Annotated in this window: 26 protein-coding genes and 2 pseudogenes; 23 read left to right on the top strand and 5 right to left on the bottom strand. The window is 65.0% G+C overall.

Going from position 1 to position 25008, the window contains the following annotated elements; all coding sequences use genetic code 11:
• Positions 1 to 305 precede the first annotated feature (305 nt).
• The 4 genes from ACFOWZ_RS17095 to ACFOWZ_RS17110 all read left to right on the top strand — a co-directional run bounded on the left by ACFOWZ_RS17095 (position 306) and on the right by ACFOWZ_RS17110 (position 6259).
• Positions 306 to 2633 carry an ATP-binding protein gene (locus tag ACFOWZ_RS17095; RefSeq protein ID WP_382373551.1) on the top strand — a complete coding sequence of 776 codons (2328 nt, stop codon included), beginning with the start codon at positions 306 to 308 and terminating at the stop codon, positions 2631 to 2633.
• Positions 2630 to 4300, top strand: coding sequence for a DEAD/DEAH box helicase family protein (locus ACFOWZ_RS17100; protein ID WP_382373553.1), 1671 nt, complete (start codon positions 2630 to 2632; stop codon positions 4298 to 4300). Before ACFOWZ_RS17095 ends, ACFOWZ_RS17100 begins: the two co-directional genes overlap by 4 nt.
• Before the next feature lie 4 nt (positions 4301 to 4304).
• Positions 4305 to 4904, top strand: a complete 600-nt coding sequence (locus ACFOWZ_RS17105; protein ID WP_382373554.1) for a hypothetical protein — start codon at positions 4305 to 4307, stop codon at positions 4902 to 4904.
• Positions 4905 to 4969: 65 nt separating this feature from the next.
• Positions 4970 to 6259 carry a DNA cytosine methyltransferase gene (locus ACFOWZ_RS17110; protein WP_382373556.1) on the top strand — a complete coding sequence of 430 codons (1290 nt, stop codon included), beginning with the start codon at positions 4970 to 4972 and terminating at the stop codon, positions 6257 to 6259.
• 327 nt (positions 6260 to 6586) lie between these two features.
• Here the strand turns inward: ACFOWZ_RS17110 and ACFOWZ_RS17115 are convergent, their stop codons facing one another.
• From ACFOWZ_RS17115 to ACFOWZ_RS17125, 3 genes are all read right to left on the bottom strand, one after another.
• Positions 6587 to 7033, bottom strand: coding sequence for a very short patch repair endonuclease (locus tag ACFOWZ_RS17115; RefSeq protein WP_382373558.1), 447 nt, complete (start codon positions 7031 to 7033; stop codon positions 6587 to 6589).
• 303 nt (positions 7034 to 7336) lie between these two features.
• A complete protein-coding gene (locus ACFOWZ_RS17120) occupies positions 7337 to 7531 on the bottom strand; it encodes a DUF397 domain-containing protein (RefSeq protein ID WP_382373560.1) in 195 nt (64 codons plus the stop codon).
• Positions 7528 to 8385: a helix-turn-helix domain-containing protein gene (locus ACFOWZ_RS17125; protein ID WP_382373562.1), complete on the bottom strand. Its 858-nt coding sequence runs from the start codon at positions 8383 to 8385 to the stop codon at positions 7528 to 7530. The genes ACFOWZ_RS17120 and ACFOWZ_RS17125 overlap by 4 nt, the downstream gene beginning before the upstream one ends.
• A 214-nt stretch (positions 8386 to 8599) precedes the next feature.
• Here ACFOWZ_RS17125 and ACFOWZ_RS17130 point away from each other — a divergent pair, with 214 nt between their 5' ends.
• The 14 genes from ACFOWZ_RS17130 (at position 8600) to ACFOWZ_RS17195 (ending at position 18522) form a co-directional block, all read left to right on the top strand.
• A complete protein-coding gene (locus ACFOWZ_RS17130; protein WP_112272854.1) occupies positions 8600 to 8914 on the top strand; it encodes a hypothetical protein in 315 nt (104 codons plus the stop codon).
• Positions 8915 to 8931: 17 nt separating this feature from the next.
• Complete coding sequence (locus tag ACFOWZ_RS17135) at positions 8932 to 9261, top strand: hypothetical protein (protein ID WP_382373564.1); 330 nt, start codon at positions 8932 to 8934, stop codon at positions 9259 to 9261.
• Positions 9262 to 10024: 763 nt separating this feature from the next.
• Positions 10025 to 10429, top strand: coding sequence for a hypothetical protein (locus ACFOWZ_RS17140; RefSeq protein WP_382373566.1), 405 nt, complete (start codon positions 10025 to 10027; stop codon positions 10427 to 10429).
• Between the two features lie 7 nt (positions 10430 to 10436).
• A complete protein-coding gene (locus ACFOWZ_RS17145; protein WP_382373568.1) occupies positions 10437 to 11282 on the top strand; it encodes a helix-turn-helix domain-containing protein in 846 nt (281 codons plus the stop codon).
• Between the two features lie 168 nt (positions 11283 to 11450).
• Positions 11451 to 12230 (top strand): ESX secretion-associated protein EspG, encoded by a 780-nt coding sequence (locus ACFOWZ_RS17150; RefSeq protein ID WP_382373570.1) that lies wholly within the window; start codon positions 11451 to 11453, stop codon positions 12228 to 12230.
• A gap of 101 nt (positions 12231 to 12331) precedes the next feature.
• Entirely contained in the window at positions 12332 to 12736 is a 405-nt protein-coding gene (locus tag ACFOWZ_RS17155) for a hypothetical protein (protein WP_112272865.1), read from the top strand.
• 19 nt (positions 12737 to 12755) lie between these two features.
• Positions 12756 to 13292 (top strand): DUF3558 domain-containing protein, encoded by a 537-nt coding sequence (locus tag ACFOWZ_RS17160; RefSeq protein ID WP_382373572.1) that lies wholly within the window; start codon positions 12756 to 12758, stop codon positions 13290 to 13292.
• Positions 13293 to 13319: 27 nt separating this feature from the next.
• On the top strand, positions 13320 to 14771 hold the full coding sequence (locus tag ACFOWZ_RS17165) for a hypothetical protein (RefSeq protein WP_382373574.1): 1452 nt from the start codon (positions 13320 to 13322) through the stop codon (positions 14769 to 14771).
• 53 nt (positions 14772 to 14824) lie between these two features.
• Positions 14825 to 15172: a hypothetical protein gene (locus ACFOWZ_RS17170; RefSeq protein ID WP_382373576.1), complete on the top strand. Its 348-nt coding sequence runs from the start codon at positions 14825 to 14827 to the stop codon at positions 15170 to 15172.
• Positions 15173 to 15270: 98 nt separating this feature from the next.
• Positions 15271 to 15954: a hypothetical protein gene (locus ACFOWZ_RS17175; RefSeq protein WP_382373578.1), complete on the top strand. Its 684-nt coding sequence runs from the start codon at positions 15271 to 15273 to the stop codon at positions 15952 to 15954.
• A 4-nt stretch (positions 15955 to 15958) separates the two neighbouring features.
• Complete coding sequence (locus ACFOWZ_RS17180; RefSeq protein WP_382373580.1) at positions 15959 to 16666, top strand: hypothetical protein; 708 nt, start codon at positions 15959 to 15961, stop codon at positions 16664 to 16666.
• A 230-nt stretch (positions 16667 to 16896) separates the two neighbouring features.
• The gene (locus ACFOWZ_RS17185) at positions 16897 to 17295 is read left to right on the top strand and encodes a hypothetical protein (protein ID WP_382373582.1); all 399 of its coding nucleotides are present in this window, start codon (positions 16897 to 16899) and stop codon (positions 17293 to 17295) included.
• Positions 17252 to 17629: a hypothetical protein gene (locus ACFOWZ_RS17190; RefSeq protein ID WP_382373584.1), complete on the top strand. Its 378-nt coding sequence runs from the start codon at positions 17252 to 17254 to the stop codon at positions 17627 to 17629. The genes ACFOWZ_RS17185 and ACFOWZ_RS17190 overlap by 44 nt, the downstream gene beginning before the upstream one ends.
• Positions 17626 to 18522, top strand: a complete 897-nt coding sequence (locus ACFOWZ_RS17195) for a DUF6346 domain-containing protein (protein ID WP_382373586.1) — start codon at positions 17626 to 17628, stop codon at positions 18520 to 18522. Before ACFOWZ_RS17190 ends, ACFOWZ_RS17195 begins: the two co-directional genes overlap by 4 nt.
• A gap of 541 nt (positions 18523 to 19063) precedes the next feature.
• Here the strand turns inward: ACFOWZ_RS17195 and ACFOWZ_RS17200 are convergent.
• Positions 19064 to 19399, bottom strand: a complete 336-nt coding sequence (locus ACFOWZ_RS17200; protein WP_382373588.1) for a hypothetical protein — start codon at positions 19397 to 19399, stop codon at positions 19064 to 19066.
• A 9-nt stretch (positions 19400 to 19408) separates the two neighbouring features.
• On the opposite strand from ACFOWZ_RS17200, the gene ACFOWZ_RS17205 reads away from it, so the two are divergent.
• The 5 genes and pseudogenes from ACFOWZ_RS17205 to ACFOWZ_RS17225 all read left to right on the top strand — a co-directional run.
• A complete protein-coding gene (locus tag ACFOWZ_RS17205) occupies positions 19409 to 20344 on the top strand; it encodes a hypothetical protein (RefSeq protein ID WP_382373590.1) in 936 nt (311 codons plus the stop codon).
• Entirely contained in the window at positions 20331 to 21854 is a 1524-nt protein-coding gene (locus ACFOWZ_RS17210) for a type IV secretory system conjugative DNA transfer family protein (RefSeq protein WP_382373592.1), read from the top strand. Before ACFOWZ_RS17205 ends, ACFOWZ_RS17210 begins: the two co-directional genes overlap by 14 nt.
• Positions 21835 to 22825, top strand: a pseudogene (locus tag ACFOWZ_RS17215) (replication-relaxation family protein). The gene ACFOWZ_RS17210 and the pseudogene ACFOWZ_RS17215 overlap by 20 nt, the downstream one beginning before the upstream one ends.
• A gap of 345 nt (positions 22826 to 23170) precedes the next feature.
• Complete coding sequence (locus tag ACFOWZ_RS17220; RefSeq protein ID WP_382373594.1) at positions 23171 to 23458, top strand: hypothetical protein; 288 nt, start codon at positions 23171 to 23173, stop codon at positions 23456 to 23458.
• 299 nt (positions 23459 to 23757) lie between these two features.
• A pseudogene (locus ACFOWZ_RS17225) lies at positions 23758 to 24501 on the top strand (recombinase family protein); the annotation flags it as partial.
• Here the strand turns inward: ACFOWZ_RS17225 and ACFOWZ_RS17230 are convergent.
• Positions 24451 to 24903: a hypothetical protein gene (locus ACFOWZ_RS17230; protein WP_382373596.1), complete on the bottom strand. Its 453-nt coding sequence runs from the start codon at positions 24901 to 24903 to the stop codon at positions 24451 to 24453. The pseudogene ACFOWZ_RS17225 and the gene ACFOWZ_RS17230 overlap by 51 nt on opposite strands.
• Between the last annotated feature and the right edge of the window lie 105 nt (positions 24904 to 25008).

Raw genomic sequence — 25008 nt, forward strand, 5'->3', positions numbered from 1 at the left:
GCGGCCGACGTGAGCTGGTGAGCTGGAGATGAGCCCCTCGAGCTGTCTCCTGAGGCTCGCCGACACCGCCATCGCTGATCATGCTGCTCAGGCTGACCGTGTCCTCCCTGTCGAAGCGCAACGAACGATGACGTGCGGGCGATACGACATTCAGGTTAGTTCGTGGGGTAGCCCGGACAGGAGACCCTACGCCTGTTATTCCTGGCGGAGCACAGTGTGGCTGATCTTGTCGGGCCTGGTCGCTACGATCAGGTGACTTGATCGAGTCATACCCGTAACCACCACGTTCGAGGGAGTCGTCCAAGGTGCAGATCACACCCTCCGCGCGAATTCTCCGCATGCTCGGTGAGATCGAGATCGAGGAGTGGAAGTGTCTGGCGGAGTTGATCGACAACGCCTTCGACGACTTCAACGGGATCATCGCCGCTGACATCCGGTGGGCTGGGGGCATGAAGGTCAGCGTGACGCTCCCGAAGTCCAACGGCCGACCGGCGGACGCTGAGATCGTCGTCCGAGACAGCGGCCGGGGCATGACAAGGGAACGCCTCGCGGATGCCGTCCGCGCCGGCTGGTCGAGCAACAACCAGTTCGACAAGCTGGGACTGTTCGGCATGGGTTTCAACGTGAGCACGGCGCGACTCGGGCGGAAGACCCGCGTATTGACGACCCGAGCGGGCGATCCGCACTGGATCGGCGTGGAGATCGACCTTGACGAGATCGGGGACGACTTCGAGGTACCGGACATCGTCGAGCCCAAGAACGACCCCTCGGAACACGGCACCAAGATCGAAATCAGCAGGCTCGATCCCGCGCGTCTTGACTGGCTCGCGCGGAATGGGAAGGCCCTGCGTGCCCAGTTCGGCAGGGTCTACGGATGGCTGCTGGAGCACCGTCCGTTCGAGTTGTGGGTCGCAGGCGTGGAGGTCAAGCCTCGGCGCCACTGTGCGTGGGGCAAGAACAGGAGCGTCACCTACGGCAGTGGTTCGCGGACGGAGCAGATCCCCGCAGTTATCGAGATCGACGAACCTTACTCGCTCGCGGATGCCTGTTTGGATTGTGGGCACTGGCAGCAGCAGGGTCTTGATGAGTGCGAGAACTGTGGGAAGTCTGAGCACCTCAAACCGCGCGCACGGCGCATGCATGGATGGGTCGGAATTCAGCGTTACCTTGACAACGATGAGTTCGGGATCGACTTCCTTCGCAATGGTCGCAAGATCCTTACCAACTATAAAGACATCTTCCAGTGGACCGACATCAACGACCCGACCTCCCGTGTCATCAGGGAGTACCCGATCGAACTGGGCCAGGGTGGGCGGATCGTCGGTGAGATCCACCTCGATCACGTACGGGTCGACTACAAGAAGGACACTTTCGACAAGTCGGACCCGCAGTGGCGGCGAGCGATTGAGTTTCTCCGCGGACGAGGCCCCATGTTGCCCGAGAAAGCCAAGGACCTCGGCTGGCACGAGCCGAACAACAGCCCTCTCGCTCGGCTCCACCGCGGCTTTCGACGGAACGACCCAGGAAAACGCTACCTGATCCCCGGAGATGGCCAAAAGGCAGTCCACTCGACCGCCTGGCGTTGGGGGCAAGAATTCCACAAGGGGATCACCGAAAACCAGACGGATGAGAAGTGGTGGGAACAGGTTCTCGAACACGAGAGGCGCAAGGCTGAGGCTGCGCGCCCGAAGCCCGACCCTGCCGAAGGTGGGTCGGTCGACGAGACGGCGGTGGACGACGCGCTCGGGCTGGATGAACCCAACGATGGCCCGGAGGCCACCGGTGCGGCACCGGCTCCCCCTGCCGAGCCACCCGCGCCGAAGCCGGAGACTGACCAGCGGCGCATCGCGCGATACAAGGAAGAAGGCAGGCCCATCGCAGAACTGGCCGGCGACCTCGGGCATCCCGACCTTGGGTTTATGAAGGTCGAGGCGCTCTCGTTGGACCAGCAGTTGCTGGACGCCAATGGCAAGGAGACCGCCGCCCGGGTCGTTCCCGGCTCGGGAGGGTCCGCGACGGCGTTCGTGAATCGACGCCACGCGCTCTTCGTGCGATTCGGATGGTCCTACGAGGACGCAATCGTCACCGAGTTGGCGGGGTTGCTGCGGGCCAGGGCGGGGTCCGACTTGTCAGTCTCCGAGATCATTTCGATGATCAAGGACAAGTCGATGCAGGACACCGCGATCGACGTGCGCACGATCAAGACCCAGGCCGAAGACCTTCTCGGTGAGGTTCGGAACCGCATGGCGGCCGAGATCGAGGACGAACCAGAGCGAGCGTTCCAGTACCTCACCGACGACGAACTCGTGGCCACCGAGAACGCCATGATCGCCAGTGGCAGCCGGGGCTCAGGGCCTATGGATGAGGCACCGTTCGCGCGCTATGCGCCCAGTCTGTTCCTCGTGCGCCTGGTCGAGGAGATGCCGGAGATGTTCCTCGATGGCAAGGTCTTCCGGTCTCCCTACGACGGGGTCACCTCCGCCGCCGGCAAGCGGCAGTCCGTCTCCCAAGTCACCTCACTGCTGGCCGATGTCGCCGCTCTCGCCCAGCAGTACAACCCTGGCGAACTACGTCTCAAGCGCACGCGGTTGAGCATGCAGCTCCTACTCGACGAACTGGCGCCCGAGCGATGACCAATTTCCTGGACTCCCGAACGCTCTTGGCCAACGGTCCACGGGGACTGACCCACGCCCTGGAACGGGCGCTGTGGCATCTCGGCTTCGCTGACGTGCGGTTGGTGGATGGCCGCGATGACGGAGGAGCTGACCTCCTGGCCGTTCGGAACGGTCAGCAGTGGGTCGTCCAGTCCAAATGGACGAGCCGGGGCACCGTTGATCGTGCTGGCATCGACGATTGCGAGCGCGCCAAGACCCGCTATGAGGCCGACAAGTGCGTGCTGGCCACGAACGGGACGCTCAGCAGGAGTGCGGAAAGCCGACAAAAGGTCCTCGACGAGGTCGGGATCAAGATCGACGTGTGGAACGGCAAGACCTTGGCCACGATCGGCGAGCGGATGTCGACCGACGTTCCATCACGACTACGGCCCCGAAAGTATCAAGAACGCGCTATCGCAAGGCTGAGGGAAGACCTCGCGAGGCGCCAACGTGCTCTGTTGGTTCTCGCCACTGGGCTCGGCAAGACCGTCGTCGGCGGAGAGATCATTCGCCAGCACCTCGATGAGCATCCAAACGATCGGGTCCTCGTCGTCGCGCACATGCGCGAACTTGTTGAACAACTCGAACGGTCCTTGTGGCGTCACCTGCCCAAGACGGTCCCCACACAAGTCCTCACGAGTGAGCGGAAGCCCGTCACGTTCGACGGAGTGACCTGCACGACCGTCGACTCTGCGCTCGGACTGGTCACCAACGGCTACAAGCCAAACCTGATCATGGTAGACGAGACCCATCACGTCGGCGCTGCGGGCATGTACCAGATGCTGCTCGAAGCCTGTGACGGAGCACTGCAGTTCGGTGTCACCGCGACGCCCTGGAGGGGCGACAAGTTCGACATCGAGGAGCACTTCGGTGCCGCCAGCTTCACGATGGGCATTGAGGAGGGCATGCGCGAAGGTCATCTGGTCAAGGTCGACTACCAGCTATTCGTCGACAATCTCGACTGGGACTTCGTGGCGGCTGCCAGCAAGCAGGGCCACACGATCCGGGAGCTGAACAGCAAGCTGTTCTTGCCCCAGCGAGACGAGATCATCATCGATCACCTGCGCGAGGCGTGGCGGGGAGTGCACGAACCCCGCGGCATCGTCTTCTGCCAGACGATCGAACACGCCGAACGTATGGCGGAACTCCTCGCCGCCTCTGATCCCGTTTGGGCACGGGCTGCGGCACTGCACAGCGGGGTCCCCAAACAACATCGGCAGATCCTGTTGAACTCCTTCAGGTTGGGCCGCGTTCCGATCCTGACGACCGTGGACGTGTTCAACGAGGGAGTCGATGTGCCCGATGTCAACATCATCGCCTTCCTTCGCGTCACGCACAGCCGCCGAATCTTCGTCCAGCAGCTTGGTCGCGGCCTTCGCCTGCGCGACGGTAAGGAGTCCTTGCTCGCCCTCGACTTCGTCTCCGACATTCGTCGTGTCGCCGCCGCACTGCGCCTGCGACGGTCGCTCGACGTCGGTGATACTGAAACGCTGAGCTTGCCCCTCGCCAGGGGGAACAAGATCGAATTCACCGATGCCTCGGCGGGCTCTCTCCTCGATCAGTGGATTCGTGATGCCGCTGACCTGGAGACCTCCGCCGACGAGGTCCGCCTGCAATTCCCCGACGTATCAGCGAGTGTGAACTGACCCCATGGCATTACCCAAGGACGTGCGTGACCGTGTCATCCGCCGCATTTACGCCGACATGCAAGCGATCGACTGGGACGAACTGAGCTCGCGCGAGAGGACCCGACAATACGATCTCTGGGTCAACGATCCAGAGATCGGTGGCGTCATCGCGAACTTCAATGATGACCCACGGCACTGGATCAAGGACGGACCGGTTAAGGAATGGCCCCGTGCCAAAATCGGCCACGGATCTCACGCCCGACTGCTTTGCGAGGACCACGATCCCGCCGCAGAGCGACGGCGGCTCGCCGAGAAGATCGTGCAGCTCACACTTCCCGAGTGGGTCCCTGACCCGGATTCCATCACAGAGAAACCGATGCGGATGGTGGTCCATCCCCCCAAGCATGAGGAAGCTGAACCCCGCGTCATTACCTGGGGTAACTCGGACAACTTCAAACACTTGCTTTGGGCTGCTCTCGAGGCCGTCGAGTCGGACGACCATCGCTCCTGGGTGCTCGCCGTGACGGAAACCTTCGAGAAGCCGGTATCGGCCGACAGGAAGGCCCTGCATCGACGCATCGCCCATCGTTGCAGGCTCCAGGTGGAGCACATCGAACTGTGAATCCAACCAACGGCCATTCGGCGCGCCCCCGGGACATGATCATCTCTCCGCGGTACAGTCAGCCGGTGCCTCAGCCAATCGACACCTTGTTCGACGTCAAAGCCACGGACGACGCGGTATCCATCAGCGCGAGTCAAGTGCACCGCGAGGTGGGGACCAGCATCGAGCTGTTCGCCGGCGGCGGCGGCCTCGCCCAGGGGATGCATCGCGCCGGTTTTCGTCATCTCCTCACCAACGAGATCGCCAAGCGCGCTTGCGAGACGCTTCGGCTCAACGGGGCTAAGGACTGGAATGCGGGCGATCCAGTTCCCGAGGCACTGAATTCGCCGTGGCCGCTGATTGAGAAGGACGTCCGCACGGCCGTCAAGGATGAGGTTTTCAAGGAACTAGTCGAGAAGGTCGATGTCGTCGCCGGTGGCCCACCCTGCCAGCCCTTCAGTTTGGGTGGCGTGGCGAAGGGCCACGAGGACGAGCGGAACATGTTTCCAGCGCTGTTCGAGGTCGTTCGAGAAACGCGCCCGAAGGCGGTCATGTGTGAGAACGTTCGAGGATTGCTGAGGCCCTCGTTCGCGCCGTATTTTGAGTACATCCTCAACGAACTACGCGCTCCCTTCGAGGAGCGCAAGGAGAACGAGTCCTGGTTCAAACACGACGCGCGTCTTCGTCGGGCGCTCAAGAAAGACGGCAGCGACCTCTCCCAACGTTATGAGGTCCTACCGATCCCCGTGAACGCCGCCGACTACGGCGTACCGCAGATCAGGCAACGGATCATCATCGTCGCCTTCCGCAAGGATCTCGCCGTGGACTGGAAGGAGCCAAGGAAACAGTACAGCGAGGCTGCACTGTTTCTCAGTCAGCTCGATGGCAGCTATTGGACGGAACGAGGATTAGCACCGAACGAAGAACTCATCGAGCGTGCTCGGCGACGAGAAGCTACCGACGACGGGAAAGCGCCGTGGGTCACGTTGCGTGACGCTATCGGTGACCTGCCGAAGCCGATCGTAGGCAAGGAGCGAAAGGGATATCACCACCACATCGGGTGGCCTGGAGCGCGGATCTACAAAGGCCATACCCCGAACCTTCTCGATCGTCCAGCCAAGACTGTCAAGGCTGGCGTCCATGGCGTGCCCGGTGGTGAGACCGTCCTTCTGGAGGACAACGGCGCCCACCGTTACATGACCGTACGCGAAGCCGCAAGGGTGATGACCTTCCCCGACACGTGGAAATTCGCTGGGCCGCGCGGTGAACAGATGCGCCAGTTGGGCAATGCCGTCCCGGTCGACCTTGGAACGGTCTTCGCTAAGGCGATCGCGCGAGCCCTACGGCCTGATCTCGACGTCGATTGGGCGGAATGATGGTGCATCCGCTTTGGCGGCATGAAATTCCTGATGAGCACGCGTGGAAGCCGGACAATTCACAAGGGCGGCGTTCGGCGCGGGATGTGGCATTGGAGCAAGACCGTGCGGCTGGCGGGCGCGACGCACGACTAATAGCCCTCCCGGATGGTCGAGAGGTGCGCGCTTCGATTGAGCTGAAACGACAACCGAAAAGACGTCGGATTTATGCGAACCTGCGTTATTCGAGCGACGGCAGGACAACGGTCAAGTACGTTGGCGAAGTCACCCGTGACACCCGCGAGGAGAACCTTCGGCAGGCATGGGAAATCGTGCGCAAGAGAGAAATCATCGACTCTTGCGCTGAAGGCTTGCGCGCCGAGAGATGATCAGCTCTTGAATTCGATCCGCGACACTGATCGGGTCCTCGTGCTCCCAGAACCGCAGAACCAGCCACCCGGCCGCGATCAGGGTCTCGTTCGTCTCCTGATCGCGTTTGAGATTGGATGCGATCTTTTCCCGCCAGAAGGTCGCATTCTTGGTAGAAGGCCGATGGTGGTCGGGACATCCGTGCCAGTAGCATCCGTCGATCATGACGGCCACCTTTGCTGGACGAAACACGATGTCCGCCGTCCGACGAAACGACTCTACGGGACGCTGATGCACCCGGAACCGGAGGCTCCGCCGATGGAGTTCGGATCGTACGGCGAGTTCCGGCTTCGTATCCCGACTGCGGACACGACTCATCCGGTTGCTGACCAACGGATCGACCTGTTGGGGCCGTTGTACGTTCATCGCCTACTTGACGCTCCATATGGGTCTGGGGCCGCCCACGCGACGCCGATCGGGCCCATCGGCTTCAGCAGTGCCACTTCAGCAACATCATTCGCGCCGTCAGAGTGTTGATCCGCTGACTCTGATCCTTTGGCGACGCAACGGAGGCTACTCGTCATCCCATGCATCCTTGCGGTCAGGCTGCATCAGCGATGCCACTGGCGTTCGACCGGTCACCTGCCACGCATCCCAGACAAGTGCGCGGGACGCGAGGGCACTGGACACAGGACGGACTGCCCGTGAGCCGTCCGTCCTGTGCAGCCGCTAGCCCGGATCTGCACCGTTCCGCAGTTCGTTGATGAAGCTGCCAAACGCCGTGCGCTGGAACCGCAGCATCGCCGCGTCTGGGTTCTTGGAGTCGCGGACACCGACGTCGTTCGCTCTGACGGCAAGTTCCACGCACTCGTTGGCGCCTCCTCCCGAGTAGCTGCTCTTGCGCCACATGGAGTTGCTGCTCATTGTCTGCCGAGCGCCCCTATCTGTCGGCCAATGCGCGCTGCCGTCTCTGTGGGCGACAACGCAACGAGGCTCACGTCGTCGAACATGGTGGTGAAGCGGACTACGTCAGCTTCATTGTCCACCCACGCGCCTCCGGCTGGATATTCCAGGTAGACGCCCGACGGATCGGCCGGACTCGGGAAGCTGATGATCGTGCATGGCCCAGACATGCTGCCGTAGGCACCAGCAGCCTTGGGGATGATCTGCAAGGTCACGTTCCCCCGTGCACCCACTGTCAGCAGATGGTGAAGCTGTTGCTCCATCACGTCTGGGCCGCCAACCTCGCGCTCGATGACAGCTTCGTCGATCAGCGCGTGAAGCTGCAGTTCGCCGTTCTCCAGCCGTTTCTGCCGGTTGAGGCGAGAGGTGACGAAACTGTCGAGCCGTGCGTCCTGCTTGTAGAACCTGTGAGCAGCGGTATGGATGGCACGGGCGTAGGGCTCCACCTGGATCAGGCCGGGCACGACCAGCGACTGAACGGTGCGCACCTTGTCGGCTTCGAGTTCCGCTCGGATGAACGTGCGGAACGCCTTCGTCGAACCCGCAGGCAGGCGCACCCGCGGAGGCTCGTCGCTCGCGTCTTCCCACAGTCGGGCTGCGACGTCGCGGTCCTGGTCGCTGGCACCGTAGAACGTGCACAGAGCGGCGACGCTCGCCCAGTTCGGCAGCACATGTCCCGACTCGTACCGGCTGATGGTGCTGTCGGAGGTCTTGAGCTCCTTCGCTGCGTGCAGCAGTGACTTGCCGGCTGCATCGCGGAGGTTCGCGAGGTGCTGGCCGAGGCGCTTCTTGGCTCGAGTTGGTGCGGCTGCCATGCAGTGAGCCAAGCGCCCTTAACTCGCGCAGTTGCACGAGTTAGACTCAATTGGGCTATGCCTACCGTGCGACTGCACGTTATATCTTGCATGTGTCGGCGGGGCTGCTGGCCCCTTGCACGGGGCTGGGCCGTCGCGTGGTGGTGAAGCGCCCCTGCAGCCCCGTCGGCCCAAGCAGAAGTGCCCCAGGCTCAGCGGAAGGGGTGTCGGGGTGATGGACGTGGTCTTCGACGAACTGCATCGCAAAGTGACGAGCTACCTGGCGACCGTGAAGAACGTGGCCGCAGACGGCGGTGACGAGGCCGCACTGGTCATCGCTCGCAGTGAGTTGCCGTTGATCGTCGACGCCTTCGACGCGCTGTTCGGCGGGCATGCACCGGACGAGAACGGTTTCTGCCGGCAGTGCCGCCGAGCGGGTCGGTGGTGGCGACGGCGGCGGGTGCCGTGCCGGGTGTTCCTGCAGGCCCAGATCGCTCTGTTCCATCCCGCCGGCCACGGCCGTCATGCGTTGTCGAGGACCGAGCTGTGAACGCCTGCGCTCTCGGCGTGATCACCCAGCTGCAGCGCTTGCGGCATTTGCACCAGGAGCGGGGCTGGTCCTTCGACACTGTCCGCTCATTGAACCCGCCACATGAACTGGTGGAGCTGATCTATTCGTTTTGCCACAGCGAGTGGCTCGACGTGCTGCGGGTCAAGTCGGACACGGACGCCCAGGCCGGGCGTTTCCTCGTTGAGTCGGTGGTCGACGGCCGTCGACCTCAGGCGTGCTGGCTGGTTACGGGAACGCTCTGCGACGTGCTGGACGGCCTGGACGAGCTGCCGCCACCGACGTCGCGGCTGGCTCCTCGCCTTCTCCTACCCGCAATCGTGAGGTGACCAATGTCCTTCGCCCACAACGCAACTCGCCTTGGTATCGGCACGCGAGAGGGTCCACAGACCGAGTACGAGGCCGCCGCTCAGTCCTATCAGGACGAGCACGGCTGGGCCGTCGGCGTGTACCGCTCTGGCGTATGGCTCATGTCCGGCCGCAGTGTGGATGCGCTGGGCATGCCCAGGGCACTCGGCGAAAGGGTGCGCGTGGCTCTAGACGACTCCGTGCCACTGTTCGAGTCGCCCGATGACCACGGCGTTCGCTGGGTCTTTGTCGTCGCACCGAACACGGGTACAGCTCGGCCGGAACTCGCTGAACTTGGCGTCGACCACGTCCGCGCCGGGCGCTGCGTCGATCTTCCGCCGAGTCGGTTCGGGCAGCACCGGTTGCGATGGCTCACAGGACCAGCAGGCGTGTCGGTTCCGGATTTCGCAACGGTGGCGCATGCAGCTCTCAGCGCGGGATGACCAAACCCGTTGCACAACACAGGATTGACGACGACGAGCACGAGAGAACCGAGTGACGATGACCGAGGTTCGAACACTGCAGCCTGGCCGCATTGTGGCGCCGTATGTGACCGCGCGGTCTGCTGAGCAGGACCTGCGGTGTGACTTGGCGGTGCGTCCAGATGGCCGCGGTGTCGGTTACGCCCGTGAGCTTCTGGGTGATCGGGACGGACAGGGTGTCTTGTGGGCGCGAGTGGCGGAGCGTCCCCTGGAGGGAAGGCCGGAGTTCGCCAGGGTGCATCCGGCTCGGCAGCGGCGAGCGATGCGTGAGCTGCTGTGCCAGGTGTGTTCGGGGCCGGCGGATCGAACGTCGGAAGGTGTCCTGTGGTTGATGCGGGATTTCCGCGAGGACTGGCCAGGTTGGCCTGAAGGTGCGGCCTCGGTGGACCCGCCGGTCTGTGCTCGGTGCGTGGGGACGTCGATGCGACTGTGCCCCGCGCTTCGGCGCGGCGCTGTGGCTGTTCGTGTTCGGGAGTTCGCGGTCGTGGGTGTCTGGGGCACGCTCTACCGGCCAGGTGTGTTCGCGCCCGTTGCGGTCAATGCCGTTCGTCTTACCTACGGTGATCCGCTGACTCATTGGATGGTCGCAGCGGCATTGGTCCGCGAGCTGCGTGGCTGCAGCTTCGTGCCGTTCGAGGAGTTGGGCGACACGGCGGACATGGGATGACACGGGTATGCCGAAGGACTTCCGGGCCACGACGCTCGAACGCGCCATCGGGCGACAGCTGGCCGGGTGGCGCAACGAGCTGCAGCTCAGCCTGACCGAGGCAGGGCAGCGCGTGGGTTTCAGCGGCGCCAAGTTGTCCATGATGGAGAACGCGATGCAGCCGTCCGCGGTGCTCGACATCATGGCGCTGGGATACGTCTACAAGGTGCCGGCCTCGGAATGGCAGTCCGTCGTCCAGCTGTCGCAGCACGCGGAACAGGCGCGTACCCGCGTGCTCGATGGCAGTGCGGTGTTGTTCGACCCGACGGCTGACCTCGCCAATCTAGTGTTCGAAGCGACGGTGCTGCGGACGTTCACCACTGATCTTATTCCGCCGCTGCTCCAGCTCCCCGACTACGCGCACTTCGCGGTACGGGTCGACGATCCGTACCGTGCGGCGCTGCAGGCAGCGGTCAGGGACTCGTGGTCGAGCCGACTCTGCGACAAGGATCCGCTCAATGTCCAAGCCGTGTTCCCAGAGTCCGTGCTCCGGCCGGTTGTCGGCGGACCGCGGGTGATGAAGGCACAGTTGCTGCACCTGATGGAGATGAGCGAGCTGGAGTCCGTCTCCCTGAAGATCGTTCCGCGCGGCACAGGCGCGTATCCGGCGATGGGCGTGCCGTTCACTTTGCTCAGATTCCCCCACCGCCAGCACAACGACGTGGCGTACTTCGAGACGTTCATCAAGGGCGAGTACGTGGAGGACACGGACCTGATCGAGCAGTGTGCGCAGCGATTCGAGAAGCTGCACCAGACAGCGTTGCCCGAAGGCGAGTCGCTCGAGCTCGTCGCCGAGGCGATCGCTGAACTGTGACGAGCGCTCGTGTTCGTTCTGATCTGGCGGGTGAGGCTGCGCCAACCGGGTGAGATCTTCGACTGAGTCGGAGTGGTAACGCTCTGTTGATGGGTGTTCGACTGGCAGTATGTCGCGCGGTCACGCACCGTGGGGAGCGGCGCGGACAGCGAGAGGTGGGTTTCAGGGGTGTCGGGGGAGATCGTCTGTTCGTTCGCGGCGCTGGATGTGCTCGGCGAGGCGTTGCGGATCAATTTGCGGCGGTTCCCGTTCGCCATTCCGCATCACGGCACCACGCGTGAGGACCGGGTCCGGCTGATCGAGGCCGTACACCGGGACCTCATTGAGCGAGGGCTGGTCCGCGACGGCGAGTTCGCGCCGGAACTGGTGCAGGCGTTGCATGTGTTCGCCCGCGGGCATCTTGTAATCGCACTGGTCGGTACCGCCGGTGACACGCAGCCTGTGGCACTCGCGGTCACCGACGACCGGACGGGCGTGGTCGCGGAGCAGCAGGACAACGCGATCGTCTTCCGGCTTTGCCAGCCCGATGCGGCTGTGCCTCGCTTGGTGCGACTGCTGCCTCCGATGCGCCCCGGCCCAGGGGTGTCCGTCACGGTGGCCGATACCTCGATTCCAGCAGGTCGGAGGCGACTGGAGGAGGACTTCTCCGAACAGACCTTCAGATCCCCGGTGAAGGCGGCCGCACCGTCGCCGGTCGGGCAGCGAGCAGCTGCCGAGGAGATCCTGCGCCGCCCACGACTGGGCGCCGGCTATCTGCAGGTCTCCGCGCGTGGCCGCAATGAGCAGGAGACCGACCTGGGGACGATCAACTACCTGGACACCGACGTCGGGAGGTACGCGGTGATCCCCGCCACCGGCCAGGACGGACGCCTGACGGCCACGTATACCCCCGCCGATCAGGCAGCCCTCGAGCGTCACGTCGCCAGGATCGTCAATTCGAACCGGTAACCCAGAGGAACCGGCGGCGTACACAATGCGTGGGATCCGCCGGACAGGGCTGCGACTACTTGTTACCGTAAGACGACGCAGCGTTAGGGAGGGGACTGGTCATGCCTGAGGCGTTCTTCGCCGGTATGCAGGGGATTAGCGACTCGGCGGCCAGCTTTTCGGCCTCGGTCGCGGCGGGTGTCGGTGTAAACGAATCCGGCGGCGAAGCTCTGATCAAGGCTATCGACCGAATGCTGAAGGGTGTCGACAAGGCTCTCCGGAAGTCGGAAGTCCTCAGCCAGGAGCCGCCGCTGGGCACCACTCCGGCCGCGCAGGTGTACAAGCCGTTCCTGGCCAGCATCGCGGCCGACCCGGCACAGGGCTTCGTTCCCGCCGCGAAGAAGCTTCAAGCGGACTTGGAGCGGATGCGCTCCGACGTCGAGCGGGCGATGGCCACCTATCAGGCGACCGATGAGAACGCCAAGCAAGGCATCAAGAGGGCCGGTGGCCCCACCTACTCCGCCTGATCAACCAGGGAAGCAACTCGTGAACTCTCGGATCATCCTGACCACTCTGGCCGTTGCCACTCTGGTCGTACTCACCGCCTGTACAGGCTCAACCCCTGGCGATCCCAAGCCCACCTCTGACACCAACGGTCCAAGTACTACGAGCTCGTCGACTTCGACCAAGACCAGTGGATCGTTGGCGGATACCGACCCTTGCAGCCTGCTCACCAAGAGCGAAGCTGAGCAAGTGGTAGGGCCCCTTGACGAGGAACCCGCTCCGGAGAACATCGGCTCGTCGAGAGGATGCGAGTTCTCTCCGAAACGGGGCAGTTTCTCAGTGGGAATCCGCACGAATGTCGGGCTGGCCGGTGTCCAGGCGAACGGCGGCGAGATCAAAGACATCAAGGTTGGTGGCCACCAGGCCAAACAACTGCTCGGCGCGACGGGGAGCTGTGGCGTCTATCTGGGCGTCGACTCCTCGTCACGGGTCGACGTCGTCCTGAACGCAGGTGCCTCAACCGATCCGTGCCCGTTGGCGTTGAAGATCGCTGAGCTGGTCGAGCCGAAGTTGCCGTAGCGGCTGTTGCTGAGAGGGGTGCGGGGGATGAACGAGGGAGCGCCAGGAAGACCATCCGATGTGTACTCGCGCTACGGCGTGCAACGGCACTCGGAGGTGCAGACCGGCCAGCAGGTGCAGGAGCAGGTCAACGCCGAGATGCAAGTGCGCTATGGCCCGTTCATCGGCGTGGTCCTCGGTCTGGCGCAGGCGCCAGGTCGGGTGGACGACATGCTGGATGCGCAGGCGGCACAGCTCAAAGGTCAGGTGCTGACCCGATCCGCTCCCGCACAGCCGGACGCGCACTACATCGGCATTCCGCACCAGCAGTTGCACGACTCGGTCAGCAACGGGGGCGATCCCGGCGCAATCGGCGAGATCAGCGACATCTGGACCCAGATCGGAAACGAACTGGCGACCTTCAACGACGACGTCGCCGCCGCGATCGGGGACAGCGAGACGAACTGGACAGGTAAGGCCGGTGACGGTGCGCGGCAGGCGTTGGCCAACATGGGCAACCGGGCCGCGGAGACCGGCACCGCCGCACAGCTGGCGGGAACGCTGTTCACGCAACAAGCGCGGGCACTGAGCGACGCGAAGAACAACATGCCGCCACCACCTGCGCAGCCGTACAACGCGGCGGCGTCGCGAGAGCGGTTGATGTCGATCACCGATCCGATCCAGTTCGTCCAGCAGGCGGCGGCGGACAAGGCCGCGTTCCAGCAACAGCAGGCCGATCACGAGCAGGCGGCGCGGGCTGTGGAGACCTACGACCGCACGGTGGCGCAGACCGCCGCGGCCCAACCCGCGTTCGCACCCGAGCCACCTGCCCCGCCGAAGGATCCGGCCGATCCCGGCAGGCCGCCGATCGCGCCGAACCCCGGCTTCACCGGTCAGGGCAACACGCCGCCCCCACGAATCGGCAACGACACCACCAACACGTCGTGGACGGCGCCGCGGACGACGGGCAACAACACCACGAACCCCAGCGGTCTCAACAACAACCTCGGCGGCAACGGCCTTCCCCTGGGCAATCAGGGCGGTAACAACCAGCTGGGCGGTAACACCAATCTCAACCTCGGTGGACCGCTGGCCGGCCCGAACTCCGGATCCAGGAGCACCCAGGGCGGTCCTGGCGGCCGAGCCGGCGGCGGGCCGGCTGGACGCGGTGGCAGCAGCGGCACGGGTGGCGGACGGCTTCCTGGCGGCAGTGCTGCCCTCGGCAATCCCAATACTGCCAAGGGTTTCGGCCCTGGCGGGTCCGCGGGCGTCATGCCGGGCAGCGAGAGTGCGGCAGGACGTGGTGGCACGGCCGCTGGTGGTGCTGCCGGGCGCGGTGGCGCTGGTGGCGGCGCGATGGGCGGCATCGGAGCGGGTGCCGCCAAGGGGCAGGGTGATGAGGACATCGAGCGGACGTCCCCGTCCTATCTGCTCGAGCCAGATCCGGACGAGATCTTCGGTAACGACACGCTCGTGGCTCCTCCGGTACTCGGCGAATGACGGCGACGTCCTGAAGAGTGTGCCGAGTGGTTCAAGCTGGACAAGGAGGGCTGATGACCGGCTATCAGGTGGTGACCTCGGCGGTGCGCAAGGAAGCCGCCAAGTGGAATGAGTTCGCCTCCGAAATGGGATCTGTGCGTAGCGGGCTGGCCGGACTTACGCTGTCTCCACTGGCGTTCTTCGCTGCGGACGCGGTCACGTTCGCGGTTTTTCCGCTGAACCTGCCAACGCCTCCTGAAGAGCTGCAGAGTTTGTACGAGGACATGCGGTCCTACATGGAGAAGCTCGCCGCCGAGGCGGAGAAAGAGTTCAGAGAGATCGGCGGAACCTTGATCAAGATAGCGGAGACGTACGAACACAACGAAGAGCTTGTCGAGCTTGACCTGGATCAGGTCTACTAGATTCAGGGGAACCTGGGAATATGAGCAACCCTGAAGCGTCTCACTATCCAGCGTTGATCCAGGCACTGAACGATGCGTTCCGCCTGGCAGCTGAGGCGGTGAACCTTCTCATCGACAACTTCAACAAGGGTGTCCACAACATCAACACCAACCCGCTCATCTACCTGGCACCGGACTTTTTCGGCGGGCTGGATCGTGCGCTCAACGAGCTGCGTGACTATGTCGACAAGTTCGCCAGGGTGATGCTGGGCTTCCTGGAGCACCACGCTCCGGTCATCGCGTTGATCCAGGCGAGTTTCGACTGGCTCACCGTGATGCAGAAGCCCGTCTCGGACATCGCTGCCCGCGCGGGAGACCAGAGCGAGAACAAGTACTTCGGCCAGTGGACCGGCCCGGCCGCCACCTACTACAACTCGCAGGTGCTCGCCCGGCAGCAGAAGGCTCTCGACCAGTTCGCGCCGAAAGCTGAGGCCATCAGCAAGTGGCTGATCCAGGTCGCCCAGACGAACATCAAGCTGCTCAACACCTACGCGGACAGGATCGGCAACTTTGTCGCCAAAGCGGTGTCCGCGTTGATCTCCGCAGGCACGATCATCGGTGCGTTGGAAGCGATCGGTGACGCCGCCGAGATCTGCGGTGATCTGGTCGCTTCGGCTGTGACGGTGTTCGGCGACAGCGTGGAGTACTACACCAACACGGTCGCCTTCATGCGCGACATGGTCAGCACGCGCACCAACAATCCAGCCTTCCCCAAGGGATCCTGGCCGCAGGCGGTGACCTGACAACATGCTGGAAGAACACCTGCGCAACCTGAAACTGGCCGAGCTGCACCTGCCGCCCATCGCCGCAACCAGGACGTCACCACCCCCGGAGCTCCCGGCGGTGCCCGCGGACCAGTACAAGGTGAGCGATCCTTCACGGTCGTTGTGGGTGGTCGTTGACCCGGACGCCAAGGTGCTGCGGTTCGACGTGAGCAGCAGCTGGCAGACACGGCTGCCTGCCGCCGAGTTCGGCCAAGCGCTGATGACGACCTACCTCGACGCTGTGCGGATCGCCGCCACCGTCGAACGGCAGCCACGGAGCGAGCACCGTGCCGAACCCGAACCGGTCAGCTTTCAGAGCTGGTCCGGCATGCCTGATCTGGAGACGTGGCTGGCTCAGGTCAAGGTAGAACAGGCCGCCATTGGCCGGCAGCTGCGCGAAGCCAGGGAGAACGCCGACAAGGTGTCACTCCAGGTGACAACACTACGCAGTCCGTATGGTCTCGTGACACTGCAGATCCGCAACAGGGCGTTGGTCGGACTGACAGCGGACGCCGCAGCGGTCTCTCGGGCTAACGTCGGGCAGCTCCAACAAGATTTGTGGGAGGTGTTCAGCGATGCCGGGCTCACCTCGGATCGAGGTATGACACCGGCGAGCCCGTCCAAGCGTCGCCCTCGTGCAGAGGAAGCCGATCCGGAAGAGGACGTGTGGAAGGGTCTGGGGGCGCAGTGAATCGAGCCACTGGGATCGTGGGCGTGGCAGTGCTCGCGTTGAGTGCGGCGGCGTGTACTGGTGGCGACGCGGTGAGCGGCAAGCCGCAGGGCATGTCCAGCACGTCGCCGACCCCAGCGACATCGCCTGCGCCCGTTCGCGCCAAGTACACGGCACTGCCAACCTGCCAGCAGGTGACTCAGAGGGTGACGGGTCTACCGCCGTTCCGGTCCGGCAACGAGGATCCCTCGGTGTCCGACATTCTCACCGGATGTGAGTTCCAGCGCATCCCGGACTGGCCGCGGGTGAACCTGCAGGTGTCGGCGTGGCAAGACGGGAAGAGCGACATCTCGGGGCCTGCCGGTCCAGGTAGAGGAGCGCTCAAGGCTCGTGAAGTGTACGACGTGACGTCCAAGCCTGGCGCCGATCCGGCCGACGACGGTGCGGCCGAGGACGTGGAGGTGGGTGAGAAGGCGAAGTGGCTGACGCCGAAGGACAAGGACAGCTGCATGCTGATGATCCTCGACGTCAACGCCGTGCTGATTCTCGAGAACAAACCTGCGGACAAGCCCGCGCCGAGGTCGCAGGAGTGCAGGGGGCCACTGCGTGAACTCGCGAAGTCGTTCTACGACGCGGTCCAGACGCCGTAAACGCCGCGCGCTCTCCAAGAGCGGCGACGACTTCGTCAACGTCCTCAAGAAGGGCATCGACGCGGACATCCGGCGCAGCATGGCGGACTTCTCCGTCACCGGCATGGCGAAGGACGCCCTGGGCGAGGCCAGGAAGGTCGCGGTCGAAGGCATGAAGAGCGCGCCCGCGGACTTCCTGCCCAAGCTGGGAGTCGAGGCGACCAAGGAGTCCACCAAGTTCAACGACTGGGAGGACAAGGCCAAGGACGGCGGCGGCTGGCGGACGTGGCGCGACCTGAGGGCAGAGGAAGAGGAGAAGCAGGAAGACAAGCGCAAGGAGGCCAACGGCGGATGAAAGCGGTCCGCATCCTGCACCGGATCTTCGCCTTCCTGATCATCCCCGTCCTCGGGTACCTGCTCGGCGCGACGATCTTCAACCACTTCTGGAACAAGGTCGAAACCGAAGACCTGAGCGAAGCCAGCCACATCATCGTCGCCACGTCGTGCGACCGGCACGGCCCAGTCACCCTGCGTGGGTTCGGCTACGTCTACGAGTGCCGCGCCACCGTCACGAACAAGGTCAATGGCAACGTCGTGACCGCGACTACGCGAGGCTTTCTCAACCCCGAGCTCGTCGGCAAGGAAGTTGCAGGCACTGGGTTCAGGCGCGGCGATTTGTATCCGGAACGCCCGTACGCGGGTTGGGGTGTGATCCTGCTCCTGCCGTTCGGCGTTCTCTGGTTCTACCTGTACATCGCGGTCGCCTGGCGGCTGCTGCCCGAGCGGCGGAAGTCTCGGCGCAAGCCGGTGCGCTATCAACGTCCTGACAGCCCAGCGGAACCCGATCGCACGGTTCGCGTCTTTGGCGGGCAACGGCGGGTGTGGTTGTTCTTCGTCTTCCTGCTCGGGTGCGTCGGCACCTTCGTGTACAGCTCGTCGGCGTTCCAGGACGACGCCCTCGCCACCGGTGCGGCGATCGCGTCCTGGGTGGTGGTCGCCAGCGTTGTCTGGCGCGCAGTGCGGGGACCAATGATCGTGATCTCCCCCGAAGGTCTGGAGTGGCGCGGCGCGGAGCTCAGCTGGGCTGAGATTCAGGACGTTCGGCTGACGCGTCGCCGCGTGCTGATCGTCCAACCACGGAACGGCAATGCCGTGCGGATTGGTGGGTTCGGCACCGAACAGGCGACCCGCATCCACGTGGCCATGGGGCACTTCAGTCAGGCGACGTACGCCTGCGAGAGCGCGTGAGATCACCAAGCAGAACATTCACCCGAATGGGTTATTGAACACTACTCCGATTCCGAGCTACCTTGAAAGGTCCTAGCTCGGATCGCTTGATGTGCAGGTTCCGCCGGGAGGATTTTAACGCGCGCAGCAAGTGATCACAAGGCAGGCGTCACCGCTGGACCGGCCGGGCGGCCCCCGCTGCAGGGGCGCTTGGAGTCGAGTGTCCCGGTGACGTGGAGCGCCACGGTAGGCGCAGGGTCGCGGCACCAACCCAAGTTGGGTCTGACGCCAGACGCGGTAGAGGAGTTCATGTCCCGGCCTTCTGGAACCGGCCCTCCTCGATGACCGTGGAGACCCTGCCGGATCTGGCCGCGCTCCTGATCTCTCGTCTTCGTCCGCCGACATCTCGCCGCTGCGACACGCCCGCGCCATCCACACGTGCGGGGCTGTCTGCATCTCGGCGCACCGCCGCACGGACGGCTGTCCCAGTGAACACGACGCATTCCCGTGCACGTGAAGGTCGAGACGTCATGTCATCACACAATCTTCCCATTACTGATCATCACGCCCTGTCAGTCTGGTCCGCGTCCACATCGGACAAGTGCACGGCCGCGGACTCGCCGGTGGCGTCGTTCCTGTGCGATCCGCCGAGCCTGTGGGCGTGGCTGTCGTACGCCGCAGGCCTGGCCTGGCGCATTGTCCAAGCCTGGTGGCCGCTGTTCGTAGTGGTGGCCGTGGCGGTGTTGACTGTGGGCGCGCTGCTCGCCGTGGTGCTGCGGCGTGCCCGTGCGGAGGCGGCCGAGAGGGCATCGTGGGTGAGCATCACCCCGCCCGCGGTGATGCCTGCCGACGGTGCGCGCGGGCTGTGGAGGGCGCTGGCGGGTCTGTTGTCGCGCACTCGCCGAGGGTGGCGCCGCGGCACCTGGCCCTGGAGTTCGTCGCCGATGCCACTGGGATGCGCGTGGGTGTGTGGGTGCCTCCGGCGTTGTCGGCGTCGTCGGTAGCCGAGGTGATCGGGCGGTGCTGGCCCGGTGCCCGTGCGACCGTCACCGACACCCCGCCCGAACTGCTGGGCACCGGCGGGGGGCGGGCGACGGCAGTGCACGTGCTGCCGCGCGGTGGTCCGTGGGCACCGTTGCTGGATCCCTTCCGCACCACGCGACGACAGGTCGCCGAGGTAGACAGTCTGCACAGCGTGCTCGCCGCGCTTGCCGACCGCGGCGAGGCGGAATCCGCGTGTGTGCAGCTCATCGTGTCCACAGCCCGCACAGGCCGCCCACGTAGTGATCGGGGGCGGCCTTGGTGGGCACGGATCGCGCTCGGCTTGCTCAAAGCGCCGTTCCTGATCTTCCTCGCGGTTGCGGACGCGCTGCTCACCAAAGGCTCGGCGAACAGCCACGAAGCATCCGCAGGCACCAGCACGCCGGAGGATCCGGCGGTCGCCGCGTACCGCAAAGCGATAGCGGCGAAGCAAGCACACGGTCCGCATCTGCAGGCGACTCTGCGCTTGGCGGTGAGCTCGCCGGTGTCACGACGGTTGCGGCGGCGCGGGGTGAACGAGCTCGTCAACGGCTACGACCTGGCCGCGCCCGCAGCCATCCTGGCCACTCGTCCAGCTCACCGCGCGGAGCGGCAACTGGTGCAGAGGCTGCCTGGACGTCGCCGAGACCGGTTCCTGGTCACTCTCGACGAGGCCGCCGCACTGTGGCACCTGCCCGAGCAGCCGTCGCAGTACGGCATCGCAGATGCCACCGCCCGCATCCGGCGGCCCCGCCGAGACTTGCCCCGCTTCAACCCCCGCCGCCCCCGGCAGGACGAAGGAGGCCACGATGCCGCAGCCTGACCACTCCGCACCTGCAGGTCGACGCCGGTCGACGCGCCTGTGGCTCGTTCCCGCGAATCATCCGGACCGACAGACGCCGAAGCCGCTGGGGGTCGCCAATGACGGCCCGCCCCAGGGAATCGCGTTGCGGGTGGAGGACGCCCGCCACCACGTCCACGTCCAGGGCGTGACCGGCGTGGGCAAGTCGACCTGGCTGGCCAACCACGTGCTCGCCGAAGCGGATGCCGGGCGCGGCGTCGTGTTGCTGGATTGCCAGGGGGATCTGGCCCGCCACGTGCTCGACCGGCTCCCTGCGTCGGCAGGGGACCGACTGGTGATTCTCGACCCCGCCGAGACCGAGGCACCTCCGGCGTGGAATGTGCTCGCCCCGCTCGACCAGTCCGGCGAGACACCGGGACGAGACACTGAGACCTCACTACGAGACCGCGAGACGGTGCGGCGAGACGGCGAGACCGGGCGGGAGTGGGCCGCCGAGAATGTGGTCGGTGTGTTCCGCCGCCTCTACGCCGCCTGGTGGGGACCGCGGATGGACGACGTGCTCCGTGCCGCCTGTCTGACCTTGGTGAGGAGGCCCGGTTCCACGCTGGCCGAGGTGATCCCGGTGCTGACACGGCCGGAGTTCCGCCGCGCCATCCTCACGAAGTACGGGGAGCCGGAGGGGCTGGACGGGTTCTGGGAAGGCTACGACGCCCTGTCCGCGGGGCAGCGCAACCAACTCGCGGGGCCGGTGCTGTCGCGGCTGCGGTCGGTGTTGTCCCGAAGGTTCGCCCGCGACTTGCTCGGCACCGCAGCCTCCACGATCAACCTCACCGAGATCCTCGACGGTGGCATCCTCATCGCCCGGCTACCGAAGGGCGAGATCGGCGAGCATGCTTCCCAATTGGTCGGGTCGCTGCTGCTGTCCGGGCTGTGGTCCGCGGCCACGCGCCGTGCCGCCCTGGCGCCGGACGACCGCAGGGACGCCACTGTCGTGGTAGACGAGTGCCACAACTTCCTGCACATGCCGATCGGTGTGGACGACGCGCTGGCCGAGGCTCGCGGCTACCGGCTCTCGCTCGTGCTGGCGCATCAGCATCTCGCGCAGCTGCCGGCGGATGTGCGGGAGGCGGTGGATGCCAACGCTCGCAACAAAATGCTGTTCACCGTCTCACCGAACGACGCGACCAAACTCGCGCGACACGTGGCACCCTATTTCGACGAACGTGACTTGGCCCGGCGTCCCGCGTTCGAGGTCCTGGCTCGCACCGTCCACCACGGACACGACGTACCACCCTTCACGCTCGCTACAGAACCACTGCCTCCGTCGATCCCAGGCCGTGCTGAACAACTCCGGGTCACAGCACGCAAACGGACCGGCCTGACCGCCGAGCAGCGCGTCCGCGCCACTCGCCGTCGACACGTTGGCGCAGCGCCCCGTGTCGATCGGCTGGTGCCAGGTCAATCGGTGGGCCACTCAGCAGGCCAACCACCGGCCAGCCAACGAGCCACCTATGACTGGCCCACTGACTGACCGCCCTTACACCGACCTTTCCGCAGTACACGGCAGGAGTGGAGGAAGAGTGCGCGTCTCCCGACATTCAAGGATCCATCCACATACACCGCCAAGGGTGGAGGTCGGCCCGGCAAGCCGGGCCGACGTACTCAAGCAGTCGCGCGGGCTGACCGCCCGCGACGCCGAGGTGATTTCCTACCTTGCACGGCATCGGGTGCTCACCGCGCTGCAGCTTGCCCGGCTGGTGTTCGGCTCCTACTCCCATGCCCGTTCCCGACTCGCCGTGCTGCACGAACGCGGCGTGCTCGCGCGCTTCCGCCGCGACATCTGGCCCGGCTCCCAGCCGTGGCGTTACACCCTCGGCCCCGTCGGCGCTATCGTGCACGCCGCCGCCACCGGAGCCGCGCCCTGCCACGGTCACCGAAACCGTGCTTCGACTCGCGCACTCCACCCACACCGAACACCGGCTCGGCGTCAACGACTTCTTCGCCACCCTGGCCGGGCACGCCCGGCACCAGCCCGAGTGTTCTCTGCGCGAGTGGTGGCCGGAAAACGAGATCGCCGAAACCTGCGCCGGAGTCGTCCGCCCTGACGCCTACGGTGAATACACCGCCGCCGACGGCACACTCGAGTTCTTCTACGAACACGACACCGGGACTGAGACCATCGAGACCCTGGTGGAGAAAGTCGGCAAGTACGCTGAGCTGGCCGACGCCGGCATCCGCAAGCCCGTCCTGTTCCAGCTCCCGAGCACCAGCCGCGAACGAAATTTCCATGTCGCCCTCGCACAACGCTGGCCGCACAAGGCACCCGTGCCTGTAGCAACCCTGCCCAGCGACCAGCTCGCCGCGCCCGGCTTCCACATCGCGCCCGCCTCGCCGTCCATCGTGGACACCCTGTGGCTGCCGGTCGGCCACACCCGTCGCCGCGCGCTCGCCGACCTCGCGCCACGAACCACGCGGCTGACAACTCATCTGGATGCAGCATGACCTGACCCACCTGAAGTTCCTTGCCCACGAACGTGTTCCGGACTCGCGTCGAACGCCCATCCGTCTCGCCACCAGCGAGACCGCAAGCGGGACAGCGAGACTACGACGAGACGGCCCGTCTCGCCCAGGTCTCGCTGCTTGTCTCGCTTCACCGAGGGCAACAACGTCCGGACATGACCACACAGCCGGTGATCGCCGGCCCCGACGGGTGCCGAAGTGCAGTCGGGGAGTCGAGGCCCACCGGTTGGCTCGTCCTGTTCGACGCCACAACCTGGCCTGCCGAACAACCGCCCGCGACATCACGCGCACCAGGAGCGTGCTCACGGGCATCTGGAGGTGCCAACCATGGACCCCCAACCGCACGACGAGGCAAATGTTGTTCCACTGCCTCGAAAAGCACCCGATGGTGACATCGAAATCCCGCCCCATGACATCCCTGACCAGGTCGTATGGCGGTATGATGGGACAGGAAAGCGCACGAAGAACTGGACCTTCTCCGGTCACGTGCGCTACGTGAGTGGCGCCGAAGGCGATCGTTTGCACGGCGAGCTGAACGCCGTGATCCACGACCTTCTCGACTGGGCTATGACCCAGGAACGCGCTGAACAGCCCGAAGAACGGGAGGCTGCATGAACACGCCGAACAACCCCGAAATAGACCCGCCCGCACCGGCACTGGCCGCACGGTTCCCCGCGGCGCTCACTGTGGTGCCGTCCGGGCCGTCAGGGTTGTCGGACTACGCGGTCTCGCCACTCGGCATGCCGACAGCCTTGCTGCGCAACGAAGTCCGAGTCGCCTTCCTTGCTCGAACGTCCACGGACGACCAGCAGGATCCGCGCCAATCCATGTTGCGGCAACTCGGAAACTGCAAGGCTGCCATCCCTGAGTCGTGGGTGATCGTCGCGCACTTCTACGACGTCGAGTCAGGCCGCATGGAACTCGACCAACGCGGCCGTGGTGAGAACTACGAGCGCTACGACATCCCGATCGCTCGTGACGGCGGGGTCACCGACCTGCTCGACGAAGCCACTCATCCAGGCCGCCGGTTCGATGTCGTGATCTGCGAGAGCGTCTCGCGAGTCGCCCGCCGCACTTTCGAGGGCCTCTCGATCGAACGGGAGTTGGAGCGAGTCGAGGTCCCGCTGTTCGCCTCCAACGAACCGATCACACTGGCCGGGAGTCGAGCGCAGCGAATTCTGCAGCGGCGGATCAACCAGTCGGTGGCCGAGTACGAGGTCCTCAACACCCTCGAACAGTCCTGGGGCGGACTGTGCACGCACGTGCGCGAAGGCTGGAACATCGGCAAACCGCCGTACGGCTACAAGGCCAAGATCTACCGCCACCCCAACCCCACCAAGGCCGTCAAGGGTCAGACCAAGACACGGCTCGAGCCCGACGGCCTGCAGGGCGAGACTGTCACGCAGATGGCCGCGTGGCGCTATCACGAAGGTCTCGGCTACGACACCATCGCAGACCGTCTGAATGCCGACCCCGCCAAGTACCCGCCACCCGTGCCGCCCGGCAAGGTCCGGGCACGCGGGGCCTGGGGCAAGACCAGCGTCTACGAGATCCTGCGCAATCCCAAGTACACCGGCTACCAGGTGTTCAACCGCCGCGCCTCCCGCTCACGACGCGGCAAAATCAACGATCCGGTCAAGTGGGTCTGGTCCACCGAGCCCGCGCACGAACCGCTGATTCCGAAGTGGATGTTCGACGAGCTCAACGCTCGGAGGCAGGTCAAGCGAGGCTCGCGCGCCGACAACGAGTTGAACAGCCACCCCGGGACCACCCGTACATACGTGCTGCGCGGCATGGTGTTCGACTCCTGCGGGCGCCGGATGTTCGGCAGCCAGCGCGGCGAGCGCGCCTACTACCTGTGCTGGCCACGCAACAACAACCGCGGCCGCCCTGACAACTACCCCAACCACGCCAAGACGGTCTACATCCGCGAGAGCAAGCTGCTCGACGCGATTGCCGCGTTCTACGCCGACAGGGTTTTCGGCCCACACCGCCGAGCCATCCTCGCCGCCGAACTCGCCACGGTCGATGACCGGCAAACCCAGGAACGGCAGGCCCAACGAGGGCGACTACAACGCAGCATTGCCGACATAGCTCGCCGCCAAGACACCATCCTGCGCCAGGCACAGAGCGGCGATCCGGATGATCCGTTCAGCCGAGGACTG

The organism is Lentzea rhizosphaerae (assembly GCF_042649515.1).
Taxonomy (GTDB): Bacteria; Actinomycetota; Actinomycetes; order Mycobacteriales; family Pseudonocardiaceae; genus Lentzea; species Lentzea aerocolonigenes.

What these genes read in the sequence shown, in the direction of transcription:
- ACFOWZ_RS17100 (WP_382373553.1), top strand. Translation starts at nt 2,630, where the DNA reads ATGACCAATTTCCTGGACTCCCGAACGCTCTTGGCCAACGGTCCACGG.
- ACFOWZ_RS17105 (WP_382373554.1), top strand. Translation starts at nt 4,305, where the DNA reads ATGGCATTACCCAAGGACGTGCGTGACCGTGTCATCCGCCGCATTTAC.
- ACFOWZ_RS17115 (WP_382373558.1), bottom strand. Translation starts at nt 7,033, where the DNA reads ATGAACGTACAACGGCCCCAACAGGTCGATCCGTTGGTCAGCAACCGG.
- ACFOWZ_RS17120 (WP_382373560.1), bottom strand. Translation starts at nt 7,531, where the DNA reads ATGAGCAGCAACTCCATGTGGCGCAAGAGCAGCTACTCGGGAGGAGGC.
- ACFOWZ_RS17125 (WP_382373562.1), bottom strand. Translation starts at nt 8,385, where the DNA reads ATGGCAGCCGCACCAACTCGAGCCAAGAAGCGCCTCGGCCAGCACCTC.
- ACFOWZ_RS17130 (WP_112272854.1), top strand. Translation starts at nt 8,600, where the DNA reads ATGGACGTGGTCTTCGACGAACTGCATCGCAAAGTGACGAGCTACCTG.
- ACFOWZ_RS17140 (WP_382373566.1), top strand. Translation starts at nt 10,025, where the DNA reads ATGCGTGAGCTGCTGTGCCAGGTGTGTTCGGGGCCGGCGGATCGAACG.
- ACFOWZ_RS17145 (WP_382373568.1), top strand. Translation starts at nt 10,437, where the DNA reads ATGCCGAAGGACTTCCGGGCCACGACGCTCGAACGCGCCATCGGGCGA.
- ACFOWZ_RS17155 (WP_112272865.1), top strand. Translation starts at nt 12,332, where the DNA reads ATGCCTGAGGCGTTCTTCGCCGGTATGCAGGGGATTAGCGACTCGGCG.
- ACFOWZ_RS17165 (WP_382373574.1), top strand. Translation starts at nt 13,320, where the DNA reads ATGAACGAGGGAGCGCCAGGAAGACCATCCGATGTGTACTCGCGCTAC.
- ACFOWZ_RS17170 (WP_382373576.1), top strand. Translation starts at nt 14,825, where the DNA reads ATGACCGGCTATCAGGTGGTGACCTCGGCGGTGCGCAAGGAAGCCGCC.
- ACFOWZ_RS17180 (WP_382373580.1), top strand. Translation starts at nt 15,959, where the DNA reads ATGCTGGAAGAACACCTGCGCAACCTGAAACTGGCCGAGCTGCACCTG.
- ACFOWZ_RS17195 (WP_382373586.1), top strand. Translation starts at nt 17,626, where the DNA reads ATGAAAGCGGTCCGCATCCTGCACCGGATCTTCGCCTTCCTGATCATC.
- ACFOWZ_RS17210 (WP_382373592.1), top strand. Translation starts at nt 20,331, where the DNA reads ATGCCGCAGCCTGACCACTCCGCACCTGCAGGTCGACGCCGGTCGACG.
- ACFOWZ_RS17220 (WP_382373594.1), top strand. Translation starts at nt 23,171, where the DNA reads ATGGACCCCCAACCGCACGACGAGGCAAATGTTGTTCCACTGCCTCGA.